The sequence below is a fragment of the Leifsonia sp. 466MF genome (genome assembly GCF_900100265.1).
Lineage (GTDB): Bacteria > Actinomycetota > Actinomycetes > Actinomycetales > Microbacteriaceae > Leifsonia.
Genome location: NZ_LT629696.1, coordinates 3,850,072 through 3,868,101, shown reverse-complemented (window position 1 = coordinate 3,868,101; position 18,030 = coordinate 3,850,072). Strand labels below are relative to the sequence as shown.

21 protein-coding genes are annotated in these 18,030 nt (G+C 70.6%); 11 read left to right on the top strand and 10 right to left on the bottom strand.

Annotated elements, in window-relative coordinates:
- The first annotated feature begins 40 nt into the window (after window positions 1–40).
- Window positions 41–1,633 (top strand): stealth family protein, encoded by a 1,593-nt coding sequence (locus tag BLR91_RS18590; RefSeq protein ID WP_089879196.1) that lies wholly within the window; start codon window positions 41–43, stop codon window positions 1,631–1,633.
- A gap of 123 nt (window positions 1,634–1,756) precedes the next feature.
- Here BLR91_RS18590 and BLR91_RS18585 read toward each other — a convergent pair whose 3' ends face one another.
- Complete coding sequence (locus BLR91_RS18585; RefSeq protein WP_089879201.1) at window positions 1,757–2,680, bottom strand: phosphodiesterase; 924 nt, start codon at window positions 2,678–2,680, stop codon at window positions 1,757–1,759.
- A 66-nt stretch (window positions 2,681–2,746) separates the two neighbouring features.
- Window positions 2,747–5,353, bottom strand: a complete 2,607-nt coding sequence (locus BLR91_RS18580; RefSeq protein ID WP_089879206.1) for a glycoside hydrolase family 2 protein — start codon at window positions 5,351–5,353, stop codon at window positions 2,747–2,749.
- Window positions 5,354–5,482: 129 nt separating this feature from the next.
- On the opposite strand from BLR91_RS18580, the gene BLR91_RS18575 reads away from it, so the two are divergent.
- The 4 genes from BLR91_RS18575 (at window position 5,483) to BLR91_RS18560 (ending at window position 8,729) form a co-directional block, all read left to right on the top strand.
- Window positions 5,483–6,493 carry a Gfo/Idh/MocA family protein gene (locus BLR91_RS18575; RefSeq protein WP_020076272.1) on the top strand — a complete coding sequence of 337 codons (1,011 nt, stop codon included), beginning with the start codon at window positions 5,483–5,485 and terminating at the stop codon, window positions 6,491–6,493.
- 77 nt (window positions 6,494–6,570) lie between these two features.
- A complete protein-coding gene (locus tag BLR91_RS18570) occupies window positions 6,571–7,611 on the top strand; it encodes a Gfo/Idh/MocA family protein (RefSeq protein WP_089879209.1) in 1,041 nt (346 codons plus the stop codon).
- 71 nt (window positions 7,612–7,682) lie between these two features.
- On the top strand, window positions 7,683–7,931 hold the full coding sequence (locus BLR91_RS18565; RefSeq protein WP_020076270.1) for a hypothetical protein: 249 nt from the start codon (window positions 7,683–7,685) through the stop codon (window positions 7,929–7,931).
- A 102-nt stretch (window positions 7,932–8,033) separates the two neighbouring features.
- The gene (locus BLR91_RS18560; protein ID WP_018192755.1) at window positions 8,034–8,729 is read left to right on the top strand and encodes a hypothetical protein; all 696 of its coding nucleotides are present in this window, start codon (window positions 8,034–8,036) and stop codon (window positions 8,727–8,729) included.
- 195 nt (window positions 8,730–8,924) lie between these two features.
- Here the strand turns inward: BLR91_RS18560 and BLR91_RS18550 are convergent, their stop codons facing one another.
- On the bottom strand, window positions 8,925–9,584 hold the full coding sequence (locus tag BLR91_RS18550; protein ID WP_442911251.1) for an SDR family NAD(P)-dependent oxidoreductase: 660 nt from the start codon (window positions 9,582–9,584) through the stop codon (window positions 8,925–8,927).
- Between the two features lie 56 nt (window positions 9,585–9,640).
- On the opposite strand from BLR91_RS18550, the gene BLR91_RS18545 reads away from it, so the two are divergent.
- The 4 genes from BLR91_RS18545 (at window position 9,641) to BLR91_RS18530 (ending at window position 11,293) form a co-directional block, all read left to right on the top strand.
- Window positions 9,641–10,309: an HAD family hydrolase gene (locus tag BLR91_RS18545; protein ID WP_089879213.1), complete on the top strand. Its 669-nt coding sequence runs from the start codon at window positions 9,641–9,643 to the stop codon at window positions 10,307–10,309.
- 119 nt (window positions 10,310–10,428) lie between these two features.
- A complete protein-coding gene (locus BLR91_RS18540; protein ID WP_089879216.1) occupies window positions 10,429–10,728 on the top strand; it encodes a hypothetical protein in 300 nt (99 codons plus the stop codon).
- Window positions 10,725–11,072, top strand: coding sequence for a hypothetical protein (locus BLR91_RS18535; RefSeq protein WP_020076260.1), 348 nt, complete (start codon window positions 10,725–10,727; stop codon window positions 11,070–11,072). The genes BLR91_RS18540 and BLR91_RS18535 overlap by 4 nt, the downstream gene beginning before the upstream one ends.
- A 26-nt stretch (window positions 11,073–11,098) precedes the next feature.
- The gene (locus BLR91_RS18530) at window positions 11,099–11,293 is read left to right on the top strand and encodes a hypothetical protein (RefSeq protein WP_020076259.1); all 195 of its coding nucleotides are present in this window, start codon (window positions 11,099–11,101) and stop codon (window positions 11,291–11,293) included.
- A 112-nt stretch (window positions 11,294–11,405) separates the two neighbouring features.
- Here the strand turns inward: BLR91_RS18530 and BLR91_RS18525 are convergent, their stop codons facing one another.
- The 3 genes from BLR91_RS18525 to BLR91_RS18515 form a co-directional block, all read right to left on the bottom strand.
- Window positions 11,406–11,720: a hypothetical protein gene (locus BLR91_RS18525; RefSeq protein WP_020076258.1), complete on the bottom strand. Its 315-nt coding sequence runs from the start codon at window positions 11,718–11,720 to the stop codon at window positions 11,406–11,408.
- Between the two features lie 22 nt (window positions 11,721–11,742).
- On the bottom strand, window positions 11,743–11,955 hold the full coding sequence (locus BLR91_RS18520; protein ID WP_089879220.1) for a hypothetical protein: 213 nt from the start codon (window positions 11,953–11,955) through the stop codon (window positions 11,743–11,745).
- A gap of 148 nt (window positions 11,956–12,103) precedes the next feature.
- A complete protein-coding gene (locus BLR91_RS18515; RefSeq protein ID WP_089879223.1) occupies window positions 12,104–15,004 on the bottom strand; it encodes a hypothetical protein in 2,901 nt (966 codons plus the stop codon).
- Between the two features lie 122 nt (window positions 15,005–15,126).
- On the opposite strand from BLR91_RS18515, the gene BLR91_RS18510 reads away from it, so the two are divergent.
- On the top strand, window positions 15,127–15,354 hold the full coding sequence (locus BLR91_RS18510) for a hypothetical protein (protein WP_018188935.1): 228 nt from the start codon (window positions 15,127–15,129) through the stop codon (window positions 15,352–15,354).
- 87 nt (window positions 15,355–15,441) lie between these two features.
- On the opposite strand, the gene BLR91_RS18505 is transcribed toward BLR91_RS18510, so the two are convergent.
- The 3 genes from BLR91_RS18505 to BLR91_RS18495 form a co-directional block, all read right to left on the bottom strand.
- The gene (locus tag BLR91_RS18505; RefSeq protein WP_089879227.1) at window positions 15,442–15,630 is read right to left on the bottom strand and encodes a hypothetical protein; all 189 of its coding nucleotides are present in this window, start codon (window positions 15,628–15,630) and stop codon (window positions 15,442–15,444) included.
- A 16-nt stretch (window positions 15,631–15,646) separates the two neighbouring features.
- The gene (locus BLR91_RS18500) at window positions 15,647–16,276 is read right to left on the bottom strand and encodes a TMEM175 family protein (protein ID WP_089879230.1); all 630 of its coding nucleotides are present in this window, start codon (window positions 16,274–16,276) and stop codon (window positions 15,647–15,649) included.
- A 65-nt stretch (window positions 16,277–16,341) separates the two neighbouring features.
- Window positions 16,342–17,025, bottom strand: a complete 684-nt coding sequence (locus BLR91_RS18495) for a TetR/AcrR family transcriptional regulator C-terminal domain-containing protein (protein ID WP_231918987.1) — start codon at window positions 17,023–17,025, stop codon at window positions 16,342–16,344.
- A gap of 30 nt (window positions 17,026–17,055) precedes the next feature.
- Between BLR91_RS18495 and BLR91_RS18490 the strand changes: the two genes are divergently transcribed.
- On the top strand, window positions 17,056–17,808 hold the full coding sequence (locus tag BLR91_RS18490) for a DUF4386 domain-containing protein (protein ID WP_089879234.1): 753 nt from the start codon (window positions 17,056–17,058) through the stop codon (window positions 17,806–17,808).
- On the opposite strand, the gene csrA is transcribed toward BLR91_RS18490, so the two are convergent.
- Window positions 17,786–18,022, bottom strand: a complete 237-nt coding sequence (gene csrA / locus BLR91_RS18485) for a carbon storage regulator CsrA (RefSeq protein ID WP_018188940.1) — start codon at window positions 18,020–18,022, stop codon at window positions 17,786–17,788. The two genes, BLR91_RS18490 and csrA, sit on opposite strands and share 23 nt — an antisense overlap.
- Window positions 18,023–18,030: the final 8 nt, after the last annotated feature.

The window sequence follows — 18,030 nt, the reverse complement described above, 5'->3', positions numbered from 1 at the left end:
GGAACGCACTCGCACGAGAGCGGCCTAGAGTAATGCGTGTATGGCTGAGCATCCTCCCGCATCCCTCTCCGACCAGCCCGAGCCCGTCGTCGTCACCCTCGACCCCGGTCCCGGCGCGCCCCGGTTCGCCCGCGACGACATCGTGCAGCGCAAGGGTCTCTTCACGCTGGTCTCCGGCCCCTTCACGCCGCGGGAGTCGATGATCGAAGACCTCCTCGCCGTGCGCGACGCGCTCGATGCGGCCGGTCTCGAGTACCTGCTCGTGCGCGACGACGACAACCGCCTGATCGTGGCGCTCGACCGCCGGCGCCGCAAAGAGGTCTCGGCGGTCCTCGCCGAAGCGTTCGCCGACGAGCCCTTCTACTCCCGCAGCATCGACCCCGAGAAGGACGAGCACGGTGACGACCTGCTCATCGCCGACGGCCGCCTCTCGCGGCGGAAGGCCGACATCCTGCGCCTGTACCGTCCTCGGCTCGAACCCATCGGACGGCTGCGCTACGGCGCCGACACCGCGTTCCAGCTCGAGTTCTGGCGGTTCGGCGACGACGAGATCACCGCACCGCGCGAGAACGCCCTCATGCGGCCGCGCCTTCCCCGCAGCGAAGCGGTCGAGGCCGAGGTGGAGCTGTACGGACGACGCTGGCGGACCCTCCAGCACATGTTCGACCCGCTGGCGAGCGACATCGCCTTCGACGTCGACATCGTGTTCTCGTGGGTCGACGGCTCCAGTGCGGAGTACCAGCGACAGCGGGCCGCGCGGATGGCGGCATACGTGGTCGGGGAGGGCGACGACAACGAGGCCCGCTTCCGGCAGATCGACGAGCTCAAGTACGCACTCCGCAGCGTCCACATGTTCGCGCCGTGGATCCGGAACATCTACATCGCGACCGACTCCCCGGTGCCGCCGTGGCTCGACCCGGAGCATCCGCGCATCCACATCATGCGGAGCGAGGACTTCTTCGCGGACACCTCCACACTGCCCACGCACAACTCGCACGCCGTCGAGAGCCAGCTGCACCACATCCCGGGCCTGTCGGAGCACTTCCTCTACAGCAACGACGACATGTTCATCGGCCGTCCGCTGTCGCCCGACGTGTTCTTCTCGCCCGGCGGGATCACCAAGTTCGTCGAGGCGGGGACGCGCATCGGGCTGGGCGAGACCGACCCGGCGCGCAGCGGGTTCGAGAATGCGGCTCGCGTGAACCGCCGCCTGCTCTGGGAGCGATTCGGCGCCGTCACGACCCGCCACCTCGAACACTGCGCGGCCCCGCTGCGCATCAGCGTGCTGCGGGAGATGGAGAGGGAGTTCGCGGAGGACTTCCGGCGCACCGCCGCGAGCCCGTTCCGCTCGGCGACCGACATCTCCGTCACGAACTCGCTCTACCACTACTACGCGCTGATGACCGGGCGCGCGGTGACGCAGACACAGGCGAAGGTGCTCTACATCGAGACGACGCTGCGGCGGGCGCCCGACATGATGCGGCGCCTGCTTAAGCGGCGCGATCAGGACATGTTCTGCCTCAACGACGGCTCGAAGCCCGAGATCAGCCCCGAGGAGCGGACGCGGATCGTGACCGACTTCCTCGAGCGCTACTTCCCGTTCGCGGCTCCCTGGGAGCGCCCCGGCACCTGAGGCGCGCTCCTGCCGCCGCCCGGGGTGGCTACGATTTGCGCCAAATCTCGGTTATGGCGCGTCCATAACGACGATTTGGCGCAAATCTCGGCCCGGACGGGACGGGACGAGGCGAGGCGAGGGTCAGGCGAGGACGCTGATGGGCTCGGTCGGAGTCTCGCGACGCGGCGCCGGAGGGATGCGGATGCCATCCTCGGCCAGGCGCCGCGCCGACTCCTCCGCGTCCACGTAGTCGAGCGTCGGGTAGTGACCCAGCGGCACCACGGAATGAAGCACGGTGTTCGGGTACACGTGCACCAGGTTGAAGGCGAGCGCCCCATCCCGGCCGCGCGTGCCTCCCACCGGCACGTTGAGATCTTGCGTGTAGCAGCTCGCCGACGACACGGACACGGGGATGCCCGCGAAGGTCGCCGTCGACGAGTAGTGCAGGTGCCCGGCCAGGATGCTGCGCACGTCGCTGCCCTCCAGCACCTCGCGCAGCTGCGACTGGTCGCGCAGCTCCACGGAGACGGCGAGGTCGAGCACGCTCGGGATGGGCGGGTGATGCATCGCGAGGATGGTGCCCTCCGGCGCCGGCATCGCCAGTTCGGCCGCCAGCCAGTCCAGCTGCGACTCGCTGACGTCGCCGTAGTGGTGTCCGGGCACGGTGGAGTCGAGGACGATGACGCGCAGTCCGCCGAGCCAGTACACGTCGTCGATCGGCGACGTGTCGCCGATCTCGTCGCGGAGGCCCTGCCGGAACGACGCACGATCGTCGTGGTTGCCCATCACCCAGATGACGCGCGCGCCCATCCGCTCGGCCGCCGGGTCGACGAGGGCGCGCAGCCGCGCGTACGCATCGGGTTGGCCGCGGTCGGCGAGATCGCCGGTGAAGACGATCGCCTCCGGCCTGCCACCGGACGCCTCGACCTCCGCGAGGAGGGCGCGGAGGTGCTGTTCGCTGTCGACGGTGCCGTAGAGCTGTTCGCCTCCCGCCAGCAGATGGGTGTCGCTGATGTGGAGGAGGAAGTGGTCCGGCCGCGGGTATTCCGCGATTCGCGTCTTCACGGGGCTATCACACCACCTGTGTCTGAACGGATCGTGAACGCTCACGGTGTGCCGCCTGCATTCGTTTCATGCCAGATCCGCCGGTTCGGCGTTCCAGGCCTCGACGCGCACGGGCATTCCGGGGGTCGCAGCGAGCATCCGCTCCTCCCCAGGGAGCAGCGGTCGGGGGTCGCCGCCGACGCTCAGGATGCCGGGCGCACCGACCGGCCGTGGGTCGACCAACCGCACGGTCAGGGCGGCATTCGGGCCGTCATTGCGCACGCGCACGCCTCCGGTCGCGTCACGAGCGACGGTCAGAACGGGTGCCGGCACGTCGAAGAGCGCGGCCCAGTCCGCAGTCGCCGTGGCGAGCATCCGTTCGCGGTCGAGCTCGCGGCCGTCCGCATCCCGCCACTCCGCCTCCCACAGGAAGACGTCGGGCAGGTCGGTGGTCGCGACCTCCAGCGTCCCGACGGGTTCGGGATGCCGCACAGCGCCCGCGCGCACCTCACGCGAGGCGAGCACGCCGCCGTCGAGCCCGCGGGCGCGCACCGTCAGCACGGAACCGGACGGCACAGGATCCTCCGCCCACAACCACGCCTCGACCGACGCGACCGCCTCGCCGCCCCACACAGCCCGCGTCACGCGGAGCGTCGCCCGCCGTCGCTCGTACGCGCGGGCGACCGCGAAGTACGCGGGTTTCGGGTCGCCCCGGAAGTCGACCGTCGCCGTGCACCACGCGTTCGGGTAGCTCTCGTTCAGCTGCCACGGCAGCACCATGCTGCAGCGCGGCGAGCGCCGCCGGTCCGCCTCGACCGCGTACTGCAGCGCGGTGGCCTGCAGCAGCTGGGATGCGCGGTTCAGCGTCTCGAGCGTGTCCGGCCGGCCGCCGAACAGCTCGACCACCTGGTCGGCGTTGTTCCACCACTCCCCGAGGTGCCGGTACACCGGGTTCGTCCGGTTCGCGGGCCAGCGATCCGACTCGGCCACGAGCGCTTCGAGCGACCTCAGGTTCGTCATCCCCTCGACCCCGAACTCGGTGTGCGCGAGGTTCGTTCCGGCGTTGCCGAGCGTGTACTGGCCGACGAGGCCCTGATGCTCCCAGGGTCCGTGGACGTCGTGCTGCCCGTCGGGGTTCGCCTCGATGCGGTCCAGCCGGTTGTGGAACTCCGGACCTGTCGGCGACGTCGGCAGCCACGCGCGGCCCGGATCGAGGCGCGCGACCGCGTCGGAGAGCGCGCCCAGCACGGGCGAACGATCGTCGGAGAGCGGCACCCCGCCGTCATCGAGCTCGTTCCCGCCGCCCCAGAGCAGCAGCGACGGATGGTGCACCCGGGTCGGGATGAGCGCCTCGGCCTCCGCGCGCATCAGCGCCACGAACTCCGGGTCGGTGCTGGGCGCGCTCTGCATCCCGGAACTCGACTGCGAGAACTCCTGCCAGACGAGCAGCCCGAGGCGGTCGCAGGTGTCGTAGAAGTGCTCGGTCTCGATCAGCCCGCCGCCCCAGACGCGCATCAGCCGCGCGCCGGAGGCCGCCGTCAGGCCGAGCAGGTGCTCGACTGTCCCCTCGTCGATCGATCCGAACTGGGCGTCGGCGGGCGTCCAGTTCCAGCCGAGCAGCGGGACGGTCACGCCGTTCACGACGGCCGTGTACGGGAGCGCGTCCGCCGGGGCGCCGGGATTCGGCACCAGCGCGGCGGTCCGGAAGCCGACCCGACGCTCGGTGCGGTCGGTCTCGCCCTCGTCGTCCGCGAGGACGACCGTGACCGTGTACAGCGGCTGGGCGCCGACCGTATTCGGCCACCACAGCTCCGGGTTCGGGATGCGCAGCTCCGCCGAACCGTCGGCCGCCTGGACGCGCCGCTCGGCGACCGCCCGTCCGTCTCGCGCGACCGTGACCGTGACGCTGAGCCGCGCGTTGGCGGCCTCCGCCACCGGCGCCTCCCACGCGACGGCGACGACCCCATCTGAACCGCCCTGCTGCGACAGCTCGTCGTCAGTCGGCGCGAAGTCGCGCAACGACTCGCCATACGGCGCCTCGGCCACCGACGCGCGCACCGTCACGTCGCCGAGCAGCGCGCGCCCGATACGCAGGCGCGCGCTCTTCCAGACGCCCTGGTGGCGGAGTCGCGGCGAGAAGTCCCAGCCGTAGCCGAGGCGCGGTGTGTGAACGCGTACCCGCTCGGTCCGTCCGACCTGTGGCTCGGAGTCCGGCGCGGGATGCACGCGCAGGGCCAGCTTGTGCCGCCCAGACGAGCGGAGGGATGCGTCCAGCGGCACCCGCAGGCGGTGGTACAGCCCGCGCACCGAGCCGACGCGCTCTCCGTCCCAGTAGACGTCGGCTCCCGGGTCCACGCCGTCGAACTCGAACACCGCCACGCCGTGAGCTGCGTTCGCATCCAGCTCAACGGCCCGCCGGTACACCCACGAGCGCTCGGCCACCCACTCGGCCGCGCGGGAGTTGCGGCCGACGCGTGGATCGGGCAGCTCGCCCGCGCGGTGCAGGTCGTCGACGACCGCACCCGGCACCCGTCCCGGCAGCCAGCCCGGCGAGGCCGCGATCGCCGCAGACGCCTCGGCCACGTTGTTCCCCGCCTCCGGCAGGGGCGCCCCGAGGTACCACTCGGCCGTGTCGCCGAGGGTTTCGCGGATGGTCCAATCGTCGCCGTCGAGGGTGATCGTCGTTGAGCTCACCCCACGATCATGCCCAATCTGGGAACGATTCCAGAAATTTGCGTCAGGGACTATCGACTGCTCCCGAGCAGAAGGTACGCTTTCGTGGTTCGCGCGCATCGAATACCAGGCAAGGAGGCCTTGACAGGCATGTCCCACCCACTCGCTGTCGCAGCGATCGGCTTCTGGCACGTCCACGCAGGCGACTACGTGCGCAACGTCCAGCAGCATCCCGACACCACCCTCGTCGCCGTCTGGGACGACGACGAGCAGCGCGGCCGCGCGGCCGCAGACGAGTTCGGCGTGGAGTTCGTCGCCGACCTCGACGAGCTGCTCGCCCGCCCCGAACTCGACGCGGTGACCATCACCACGGCGACCGACCAGCACCGCGACGTCATCGGACGCGCCATCGCGGCAGGCAAGCACGTCTTCACCGAGAAGATCCTCGCCCCGACGGTCGCCGAAGCGGAGGAACTGGTCGACCTGGCCCGCGAGGCCGGCGTCGCACTCGTGGTGTCCCTCCCCCGGCTCTCCGACGACTACACCGTCGCCATCGAGCGCATCCTCGACGACGGCACGCTCGGCGAGCTGACCTACTCCCGCGTGCGCCTCGCGCACGACGGCTGGGTCGCCGGCTGGCTGCCGGAGCAGTTCGCCGACCCGGTGGCCGCGATCGGAGGCGCCCTCACCGACCTGGGATGCCACCCGGCGTACCTGACGCGGCTGTTCCATCGCGCCGAGCCGCTCACCATCTCGGCGGCCTACGGGCACGTGACCGACCGCGCGGTCGAGGACAACGCGGTCGTCACGGCCGAGTTCCCCGGCGGACGCATCGGCGTCTTCGAGGCGAGCGTCGTCACCACGCCGGGCGCGTTCACGATCGAGCTGCGCGGCACCGCCGCGACGGTCATGTTCGGCTTCGGCGGCGAGCGCCTTCTCGCGAAGGGCGGCGCGTTCGGCGACGAGTGGCAGGAGCTGCCCCTCCCGGAGCGGCGGCCCGGCGCGTTCGCGCAGTGGGTGCACCACATCCACGACGGCACGACCGCCGACGACAACCTGCGTCACGCCGTCGAGCTGACCCGCATGGTCGTCGCCGCCAACGAGTCCGCCGCCACCGGCCGTGCCGTCGCACTGACCGGACAGCCGGCGCCGGTCGCCTGACCCGCCGCAGCATCCCCACTCCCACCCCTCATTCCGTGCATCCGCACGCCCATCCACTTCTCCGAAGGAGCATCACCATGCCCAGCAACACCGTCCGTATCGGTCTCATCGGAGCCGGCGGCATCGCCGGAGCCCACGTCGCCGGCTACCTCCGCAACCCGGAGACCGTCACGTTCGCCGCCGTCGCCGACCCGGTCCGTGAGGCCGCCGAGCGCCGGGCCGGCGACAGCGGCGCCGAGGTCTACGCCGACTACGCGACCATGCTCGCCGAGGCCGACATCGACGCCGTCGACATCTGCCTGCCCCACCACCTGCACAAGGATGCGATCGTCGCCGCCGCCCGCGCCGGCAAGCACATCCTGTGCGAGAAGCCGCTCTGCCTCACCCCGGAGGAGGCCGCCGAGGTGGATGCCGCGGTCGTCGAAGCCGGCGTCACCCTGATGTGCGCGCACAACCAGCTGTTCCTCCCGGCCGTCGCCACGGCCAAGGAGCTCATCGACTCCGGCGTGCTCGGCCGGGTCTACGAGGTGCGCACCACCGACAGCTTCTACAACGACTTCGACCCGTCGAACATGGGATGGCGGGCCCACGCATCCACGAGCGGCGGCGGCGAGCTGATCGACACCGGCTACCACCCGACCTACCTCCTCCTGCACCTCGCGGGCGGCTCGCCGGTCGAGGTGACCGCGATGCTCGCCACCCACCGTCTCTCGTTCATGGAGGGCGAGGACTCCGCGCAGGTGCTGGTCCGCTTCGACAACGGCGTGATCGGCAGCCTCGTCACCAGCTGGGCCTACCAGCCGGCGGACGGCACGGAGAAGTTCTCCGTGGTCGGCGAGCTGGGCAGTCTCACCAGCGACGGCACATCCCTCAGCTATCGGCTGCGCGGCGAGTCCGAGCCGACGGTGCTCGAGCTCGCGCCGGTGCACGAGTTCCAGGAGGAAGTGGGCCACTTCGGTCGCAGCATCCTCGACGGCACGCGCCCCCTCCACACGCAGAAGGAAGGGATCGAGGTGCTCGGCATCATCCTCGCCGCCTACGAATCGGCGCAGAACAGGACGATCGCGCCGGTCCGCTCGGTGCGCGAACTGGTGGCCGCCTCCGCGCCCGAGAGCTGAGTTCGCAGAAAATTCACCCTGGGGTGAATTCAGGTATATCCAGCGGGTCGGGCGCGGAGTTACAGTTCAGCATGAGCATGCAGCGGACGGGGGCCCGCAACCGGTCACTGGAGCCCCATCGTCAAGATGATTTCGTCGCCGTCCCGTACCTGCGACAGGGCCAGCTGATCTCCCTGATCCGGTGGTCACTCGTGTCCGGCGAGTGGAAGTACACCACGATCCTCGCGGAGTACCTCCATCGCGACGAAGGGTCGTGGTACCTCGTCATCAACGGCAGCCGCGCCAAGCTCGACCGCTCCGAGTGGGCGATCTTCAACTGACGGTCCGACCTCTCCGCCGAAGGCTCTCTCGGCGGAGAGGTCGCGGCACCGCCCCGCGCCGCCTCCCGCTCCACCGCGCGCCCCGGCGGTACTGTTCCCCGTGTGACCCAGACCGAGAAGCGGGAGCGGTCGGCCCAGCCGGAGCATCGCTGGCCCGCCGTGATCGCCACGCTCGTCGCCCTGGCGGCGTACGCGTTCCTCCCCAGCGTCGTCCCCCTGCTGGAGCGATACGCCGTCGTCGGGGTGTGCGTGCTCATGGTCGTCGCACTCGTTCTCTACAACCCGCACCGGCTCACCAGGGAGTCGCGGTGGTCGCGCCGGGCCGAGATCGCCCTCTCGATCTTCATCCTGCTGGCGAACCAGATCGCGTTCGCGGAGACGGTGGTCCGGCTGCTCAACAAGCACGGCAACGGTTACGAGCTGCTCCTCGCGTCGCTGCAGGTGTGGCTGACCAACGTGATCGCTTTCGCGCTGGTGTTCTGGGTGCTCGACCGCGGTGGCCCGGTCGCACGCGCGACCGTTCCGCGGCCTCGACTGGCCCTGGCGGACTTCCGTTTCCCGCAGGACGAGGATCACGACGCCGTCGACGAAGTGGCGCGCGGATCCAGCAAGCAGGCCGACTGGGTGCCGAACTACATCGACTACTTCTACTTCTCGCTGTCGAACTCGATGGCGTTCAGCCCGACCGACACCATGCCGCTGACCCACCGCGCCAAGCTGCTGATGTCACTGGAGTCGTTCGCCGGCTTCGCGCTCCTCGCCCTCGTGATCGCGCGCGCCGTCTCGCTGATCGGCTGAGCGGTGGGCGACCCCTCCTGTGGATGTCGTCCTCCTGCGTAATCACCCGCTCCTTCCCGAGTCCTTAATTAACGAGCGCTCAAGCGGAGGAGACCGTCGATGAACAAGGCCACCAGACGTCGCGTCGCGCGGGCTGTCGCCGCTGCGGCAGCCATCGCCGCGGTGCTCGGCGGAGCGAGTGGATGCGCGGGAGCCTCACCGGCGCCCGCCGCCTCGACCTCGGCTCCCGCATCCACCGGTGCGTCGGTGTGGAAGCTGCCCTCGGGCCCGCGGATCGTGTTCCGGAACACGGCGCCGGGGCCGGACTCCGGGCTCGTCGCCTCCGAGGGTCTTCAGGAGGCCGCCGAGCCCGTGCTTCGCGGCATCGTACGCGGCGGATCCGACGCGCGGCTGGTGCTCGTGGACGCTGGTGACGCCGATGATGCGACCGCCGCGTCCCGCATCCACCATCCGCCGGGCCATGCGCTGGATGCAGACGAACGCGCCGTCGAGGTCGGCGCAGACGGTCTTCCGCCAGGTCTCCCAGTCGGTCTCGAAGAAGGGGGTGCCGCCGTTGAGGCCGGCGTTGTTGACGAAGACGTCGCAGCCGCCGAGCTCGTCGGCCATGCGTTCGACGACGTCGCCGCAGGCGGGGGCGTCGGTGGTGTCGAGCTGGGCGACGACGGCACGGCGGCCGGCCTCGCGGACGAGTCGCGTGGTCTCCTCCGCGCCCTCCTCGTCGGAGTGCCAGGTGATCCCGACGTCCATGCCGGCCTGGGCGAGGGCGACCGCGGTCGCTCGGCCGATGCCGGAGTCGGAGCCGGTGACGATGGCGGTGCGCGGGTCGGTGAGTTCCGGATACGAGTGATCAGCCATGCCGGGAACGGTGCACCCCATGCCGGACGTGCGCAAGGGGTGGTAGTCGTGGAGCCATGACGATCTCCGCTGTGCTCTTCGACGTCGACGGGACCCTGGTCGACTCCAACTTCCTGCACGTCGACGCGTGGAGCCGCGCGTTCGCCGACATGGGGACGCCCGTCGACTCGTGGCGCATCCACCGGGCCATCGGGCAGGACTCCGCCCGGCTCCTGGAAGGGCTGGTCGGTGACCGCGATGACGACTGGGTCACGCGGGCGAAGGATCTGCACTCGCGCTACTACCGCGAGCAGGCCGGGCGGCTGCGGGCGTTCGAGCACGCGGGCGACCTGCTGCGGGAGCTGTCGTCGCGCGGGATCCGGGTGGTGCTGGCGACCTCCGCGCCGACGGACGAGCTGGAGCTGCTGATGGATGCTCTGGATGCGGAGGACGCCATCCACGCGACGACGAACGCCGACGATGTGGCGACGGCCAAGCCCGAGCCCGGGATCATCGAGGTCGCGCTGGAACGCGCGGGATCCGCGCCTTCCGACGCGCTCTTCATCGGCGACTCGACGTGGGACATGATGGCCGCGGCGCGCGCGCACGTCCGCGCTGCGGGCGTGCTGTCCGGCGGGGTGGGGCCCTCCGAGCTCCTCGAAGCCGGAGCGGTGTCGGTGTTCGACGACCCGGCCGATCTGCTCGACCGCATCGACGGCGTTCTCAGCGGTCGACGGTCGGCCTGAGAGCCCGCTGGGCCTGCGGCGAGCGCGCGCTCCGCAGCGGCCGCTCACGACATCCCTCTTGCCAAGCGCGGGCGCTGGGCGTTCGATAGGTGCCGACGAGTCCGACGAGAGGAGTCGCCATGTCGGCGAGCGAGCTCGAGATGTCCAGCGTGCGGTACCCGTACCGGGGCCGCATCTTCCACGTGGAGAAGAAGACGGCAGGGGTGTGGGTCGTCCTCGACGAGTCGCACGCCGAACTGGGGACCCTGATCCGCGTCGCCGTCGAAGGGGAGGAGCACGAGCCGGTGTTCGGCGCAGTGCCCCCGGGCTACACGGAGACGCTGCACGAAGGATCCGACTGGAAGATGCTCGTCGCATCGCTCATCAACGAGTCGCTGGACGCGGAGACGGCCGCGACAGGCAACCAGGGAGAGGCATGACGGTACGTCTCAACAAGAAAGCGCTGGAGCACGCCAGGAAGCTGGTCGAGCAGGGCAAGGTCGTGCACGACGAGCGCGACGACTGGAGCGAACACGCCCCCAGCGCCGACGAGGAGAACCGCTACATCGAGAAGAACGGCTGGGACGACTACGCGCTCTGGCACCTCGGCGAGGATCCGGACAAGAGCGAAGAGACCAAGGGGCGCTTCAGCTTCCCGTACGGCGACTTCACGAAGGTGCACCGCTGCGCGGTGATCTCGCTGGAGAGCCGCGCCGCACAGAACGACCACGACGATATCGCCCGTGAGACCAAGCGCCTGCTCGAGCTGATCGACGGGGAGTAGCCGCCCGACGGGCTACGATTGCCCGGATGAACGCGACGCTGCGCACGACACTCGGCTGGGTCTCCGCCGTGACGCTCAACGTCGGCGCGCTGCTGTTCGTCGTCGGTCTGCTGCTGCCGCGGACCGGCGGGGACGCCCCGGTGCTCGGCGTGGGCGTGGGGATGTGCGTGGTCGGGCTCCTCGCGGGCGCCTGCTGGCTGGCCGGGCGGCCGCACGTCTGAACTGCGCTGCTGAGCCGACAGCCGCACCCGGACAGCGAGCAGCCCCGCCCTGGGATGAAGAGGGCGGGGCCGGTCGGGTACCGACGTCACGTCGGTGGCTGGATGCGGCGGATCAGTCCGGGGGCTCGACGTGCCCCACGAGGTCCGGGTTGGACGGCTGGTCGGCCGGATCGAAGTCGGCGGGCGGGGGCTCGGCCTGGTCGGTGCCGCTGTCGGCGGCCGTCACATCCTCTGCCCCTTCCGGTGCGACTCCCGTCTCGTGCGGTTCGGAGACGTCTCCGGACTGGCCGGGCTCCGTCTCGGCGGGCTCGGCGGCCTGGGCGTCGCGGTCGGCGTCGGCGCCCTGACCCTGCTCGAAGCGTTCGGGCTTGTCCTCGGCCGGAACGCCCTCGGCGTCCGTGTTCGGCAGTCCGCTGGTGTCGCTCATGCTTCGCTCCTTCCCGGGCGCCTCACGGCTTGCCCTCTTCGCTGTACGAGGTGGCGGAGTTCCCGTCATCCGGTTCGGCGCGGGCGTCGTCGAGATCCGGGATGACCTCCTGGATCACGTCCCTGTCCGCGGAGGGCTCGGCGGCACCGCCGTCGTCGCCCTCGAGATCGCCGGCCAGCCCGTTGGTGGGGTCGTGGCCGGTGATCGGCTCCTGTGCATCGCGCGAATCGGTCATAGGCCCCACGAAACGCCGCACCCCCGCCGCCCGCAAGGGGGCTTACCCGCGCCCGCCTCCCGGCGTACCGTGCATCCCCGCGCCCGCGCCCCCCTCGCCAACAGCTGCGGAGTTTTTGCGCGTTTCGCGGTCGAAAAGGGCGAAAAACTCAGGAGCTGTTGGATGGGGAGCCGGGTGAGGCGGGCGGGGCGGGCGGGGCGGGAGCGTCGAGGCGGGCGATGAGGTCGAGGAGCGCCACGCGGTACTGCGGCGCCGATTGGTAGTCGGGATGCGTCGCGACCTTCACGAGGTAGCGCGGCGGACCGAACTCGTCGGCTCCCCGGTCGATGTCGTCCGGGCGGCGGTCTTCGAGGCGGTAGCTGTTGACCGGGAAGCCGAGGTAGTCCGTCCGGCGCCACAGGTTGATCCAGGCGACCGAGCCGTCCTCCTGTGTCAGCAGCTGCACGAGCGACGGGTCGGATGCGCCGGACGCGCCGATGACGACCGGGTCGCCGTCCTGATCGCGCTCCACCTGGGTGAACCACGGGTCGGCCTTGCCGAGGAGCGGACGCCGCGAGCCGAGGGTACCGAGGGCATCCGGCCCGAATAGTTCGGGGAAGAACCGCCCGAAGTAGACGCGCAGCTGCGAGCCGTAGGTCAACAGCGCGACGTTGCGCAGCCGGTCGGCGTCGTCCGGCCGCAGGGTGAACAGCGTCGAGACAGCCAGCACGGCGCCCAGGCTGTGGGCCGACAGGACCACGCTGAACGGGCGCTTCTCGCCGAGCGCGGCCTCCTCCTGCTCGTCTCGCCAGCGGAGTCGTTCGGCCAGCGTGAGCCCTTCCGGCGGCTCCCGGTCGTGCGTCAGCCAGTCGGCGACACGGTCGCGCAGCTCGGGGACGACGCGCTCCGCGTAGCAAGGCGGACCGAACGGATGTCCCGCCCGCGGGAGGAAGCACATGAGGTCCCACATGATGCTGATCGGCCGTTCCTTGGCGGTCAACGCGTTCTCCACCACCACGGCGAGGATGGCGGCGGCGATGACCGCGAGAGCCGGACCGACGAGCGCGTCGATCCAGCGGAAGACGACCGAGTACGAGACGGCGAGCGCTACGACGAAGCCGACGGCGAGCAGCGCGGCGAGGATTCCGAGAATGGGCTCGCCCCGGTGCACCAGCGCGGCTAGTCGCCGTGCACGCAGGATCTTCAGCGCCAGGCGGTCGGCCGTCGTGCTCGCGGCGATGCGGCCGTCGCGGTACGCATCCACCTGCTCCAGCAGCGGCCGGCGGCCGTCACGCGTGCGGGGCGTCGTCAGCAGCGGAACCCAGCGCAGGACCGCGGCGGCGACGCCGATCCCGACGAGGGCGAGCGCGATGGCGATGAACGGGAGCACGTCGCCGAAGTTGTGGTAGACGATCGGCGGCCTCAGCACCGCGTGCGGCGGGGTCGCACAGCCGCACGGCGGCGACCCGCTGACCAGCCAGCCCTGCACCCCGAGCACGAGCAGGGTGGAGAGGATCATCGCGGCGCCCAGCGACCACAGCATGACGACGCCCGGACCCATGCCCGCCCAGCCTTCGGCCCGGAATCGCTCCGGCGGGCCGGCCCGGCGGCCGCTCGGGAAGTACGGCCACCGCCAGACGAGGATCAGCTGCGCGAGGGTCAGCACGGCCGCGATGGCGAACAGGGGCAAACGAAGCGGACCCGGCGCGGCGTTCTGCGTCGGCGGATTCTGCGCGACTCCGGCGAGGAAGGTCAGCCCTGCGCCGGTCATCAGGGCGATCGACCGCCAGTGCGGAACCCCGCGCCGCCATCCCAGCGCCGAGATGCAGATGGCGAGCAGTACGCCGAGGATGATGGATGGCGCGGTCGCGAGCCCGAGGAACGCCCCCGACGGCGGCGCCGCATACTCGCCGCCGAACCACAGGGTTGCGCCGACGTAGAGGTAGACGAGGATGGACACCACCAGCACCCAGGCTGTGACCGTTCCGGTGCGGCGGAGGCGGTCGCGCAGGAACTCGTCGACCGAGGTGTCGCCGGCATCCCCCGTGCTCGTCGTCTCGGCGAACACCCCGACCAGGATGATGGTGACCGTCAGCCCTGCCGCCGCGATGATCCCGCCGCTGAGGGCGAGCACGTCCCGCGATCCGAACGCGGCACTGAGGCACTCGCCCGACACGAAGGTCTGCAGCTTCACGCACGCGGCAGCGCCGGCGAACATGCGGTCCCAGGCGAGCAGCAGGGCGACGAGCAGGAAGGCGGCCGCCAGGTGCAGACGCTCGGTCGGGGAGCCGACGCGCGCCGTGCGCCAGAAGCCCTCCGACGCGAGCGGACGCAGACGGCCGTTGCGCCGGACACCGCGCCCGCCCATGCGGTCGGCCGCGTCGAAGATCGCCGCTTCGTAGCGCGCCCGCGCTCGGCGCGACACGAGGAAAAGGAGTAGGACGCCCGCGATCGGCACGAGCGAGAGCAGCGACAGCTGCGGCCCGCGCCAGCTCAGCGGCGCGTTCGCGAAGAAGCCGGTGACCGCCTCCGGAAGCGCGGTGCACGCCGTGCCCGTCACACACTGCACGCCCAGGTCGAGGCTCACGGAGCCGAGGGCGCAGACGTAGAGCAGGGTCAGTCCGAGCGCGAAGATGCGGAGGGACGCGCCGCCGACCCCGGCATCCCACTCGCCGCCCGCCCGCTGGGTCGGGATGCGCCGGGTCCAGTACGCCGAGTTCGCCAGGCCGAACGGGGCCAGCAGCAGCCAGGCGAGCTGGACGAAGAGCTGCCCGATGAACAGCAGCGGGCCGGAGCCGTACCGGGCCAGCCGGCCCCACGAGTACGCCTCGGTGCGCACGTCGGGCGGCGGAACGGCCGGGTCGATCGTGCCGGGCGCGTCGTCGGGATCGCGGTCGGGCTCATCCTGCTTCGGCGCCCACCAGAACCCGCCGTTCTCGTCGCCCTGCGTCTGCCGCAGCTCGCTCTGCTCGCGCCCGAGCATCTCCGTCGGCGGGGTGTTCTTGATGCCGTGGATGCGCAACTCGAGCACATGATGGGGCCAGTCATGGGGCCGCGCCTCGTCGCTCATCCCTCCGCCGATCGTCCGGGTGACGCGCGCAGACTACTCTCCGCCGGGCCCGGACGGCTACAGCGACGTTGCGCACACCGCACCTGTAGCCGTGCGCGACGGCACGGCGTAATGTCCCTGCTATGAGCAACCCAGAGCAGCCGACCGGCGACGCACGCGAGAACCTCGAGGGCAGCTACACCGAGGTCGACGGCGAGGCGCCGCACGAGCGCACGGTCCACGGTCAGTACACCGAGACCGAGGAGAACCCCGGCCCCGACCCTGCGGTCGAGGGTACGTACACGGATGCGGACGAGGCCGCCGACGCCCCCGAAGGCGAATACACCGACGGGGACTACGACGAGCCCTGAACCTCATTGACCCCGTCGGATCCACTCGGGCGGGATCCGCGCGGGTCAATCCGCGATCAGGTCAGGCGATCAGGCCCGACAGAGCCGTCAGGACAGGCGCTTGCGCGCCTTCTGAGCACGCGCCGCGGCCTTCTTACGCGCCTTCTTCACATCGGGCGCGTTCCAGAACGACGTGACGGCCTCGGTGATCTGCTCGTAGCGTTCGCGCCCGGCGCGGGCTCCGAGCAGGTACGCGACGGCCACGACGACAAGGATGAGAACGGTCTTCAGGCGCATGCCCCGACGCTAGCCCTCAGGCTGTCGTCTGGGAAGGGCCGTAGACGAGCCTGTGCAGAAGGGCATGCAGGGGGCCCGACAGGAAGAGCAGGAACAGCCAGAACAGGTTGATGCTCGGGAACAGCACGGCGAGCACGAGGGCGACGGCCATGATGCTCGCCTCGGCGATCCCGTTGGTGCGGTCGATCTGCGCCCGCGCCTCCTCGGTGAGCAGTTCCGGGGTGCGGTACAGCACCTCGGCGATCAGCCGGGTCGCGATCGTCGCGACGAGCATGTCGCCGATGTAGAGCGCATAGACCTCCGCGCGCTGCCCGTCGGACTCGGCGAGCACGTTGGCGCTGAACGGGATCGCGACGATGGCGAGCAGCCAGAGGAAGTTGAACCAGATGATCCAGGAGTTGTAGTCGCGCACGCTCTCGAACATGCGGTGATGGACGACCCAGAAGCGCGCGATGACGGCGAACGAGATGACGAACGCGAAGATCTCCCAGCCGTTCTCGCCGAGGAAGTCGCCGAACGACGTGCCGCCCAGCTTCGAGGCCTGATCGACGAGCGGAAGGATCAGCAACGTGATCGCGATCGCGACCGTCGCGTCGGAGAAGTTCACGAGCCGGTCGAGCCCGCGCTCCGTCCTGATCACCGCCATGCGGACATTCTGCCGCAGGGGTCAGTCGCGAGCCCTCTGCTCCGGCGCGCGGCGGAGGATGCGCGTCAGCCGGTCGTGATCCACTCCGGTCGCAGACGCTCCACGCCGTCGAGGAGGAGGTCGAGGCCGGTGAGGAACTCCTCGTCGTAGTCGTACCCGGCGCGGGCGAGCTCGGAGACCACCTCGAGCAGGTGTGGGAACTGCTGCGCCAGCTCCGGAGGGGTGGCGTCGAGCTTGGCGGCGGCCGCCTCCCCCGACTCCTCGGGAGTGCCGAACGGGAGCGTCTTCTCCTGCAGCGCGAAGCCGTACACGTAGGCGTCGAGGGCCGACGTGACGTGCACCGTCGTGCGGAACGTGAAGCCGGCGGTGCGCAGGCAGCCCATCATCGCGTTGTGCTGGCTGAGGTTGGCCGGGCCCGGACGCATCCGGGCCTCCAGGAGTCCGACGGCCCAGCGGTGCCGCATCAGGGCATCGCGCAGGGAGATGGAGCGGCGGCGCATCGCCTCGCGCCAGCCGAGTTCGGGCGAGGGAGCCTCGACCTCCGCCCACACGGTGTCGACCATGCCGTCGAGCAGGTCGTCCTTGTTGGCGACGTGCTTGTACAGCGCCATCGGGACGACGCCGAGGCGCTGAGCAAGTTCGCGCATGCTGAGGCCGTCGAGTCCCTCGCGATCGGCCAGCTCGACGGCCGCCTCGATCACCCGTGCGGTGCTCAGCGTCTGCCTGGGTGCCGCGACGTCTCTTGACATGGTGTACAGCGTACGCCTAGCCTGATCGCGATGAAGGTGTACGCCGTACACCTCGTCTTCCGAGAGGACATCATGGACCCGGATCGCCGCCGCTCGCTCCTCGCGGGCGTGCTCTTCCTGCTCACCTTCGCCACCTCCATCCCCGGCGCCCTGCTGTACGGGCCGGTGCTGAGCGATCCGCGCTTCGTGCTCGGCTCGGGATCGGCCACGCCGGTTCTCGCGGGCGCCCTGCTCGAGATCGCCCTGGTCATCGCCAACCTCGGCACGGCCCTCGTGCTCTATCCGGTGCTCCGGCGGACCAGCCCGTCGCTGGCGCTCGGCTACGTCGTCGCCCGGGTGATGGAGTCGACGCTGATCGCCGTCGGGATCCTCAGCCTGCTCTCGGTCGTGACGCTGCGGGAAGCCGACGGAGGCGCTGCGGGCTCGGCCGTCGTCGTGGCGCACGCGCTCGTCGCCCTGCACGGCTGGACGTTCCTGCTCGGCCCCGGCTTCGTCGTCGGCATCGGGAACGGCCTGATGCTCGGCTGGATGCTGCACCGGGCCCGACTCGTGCCGCGCGGCTGGGTGTGGTTCGGCATGATCGGCGGGCCGTTGGTGTCACTGTCCGGCGTCGCTGTGCTGTTCGGCGTCTGGGATCAGGTCTCGGCCTGGTCGGCCGTGCTCACGCTGCCGGAGGTCGTGTGGGAGCTGTTCCTCGGCATCTACCTGACCGTCCACGGGTTCCACCGGCGGTCCGCCCAGGCCGCGCCGGGGTCGACGGTCAGAGTCCCAGCGACTTCTTGATCAGCGCCTCGGCGTCGTCGGTGCCGGCGGCGCGCTCGGTCGCCTCCTGGTTGGCCTCGGTCACGGCCTTGACGACCTCGTCGCGCTGGATGCGGATGCCGCGCGGCGCGTCGATGCCGATCCGCACTCCGTCACCACGCGCTTCGAGGATCGTCACGACGATGTCGTCGCCGATCAGCACCCGCTCCCCCGCCTTGCGCGTCAATACCAGCATCGGTCCAG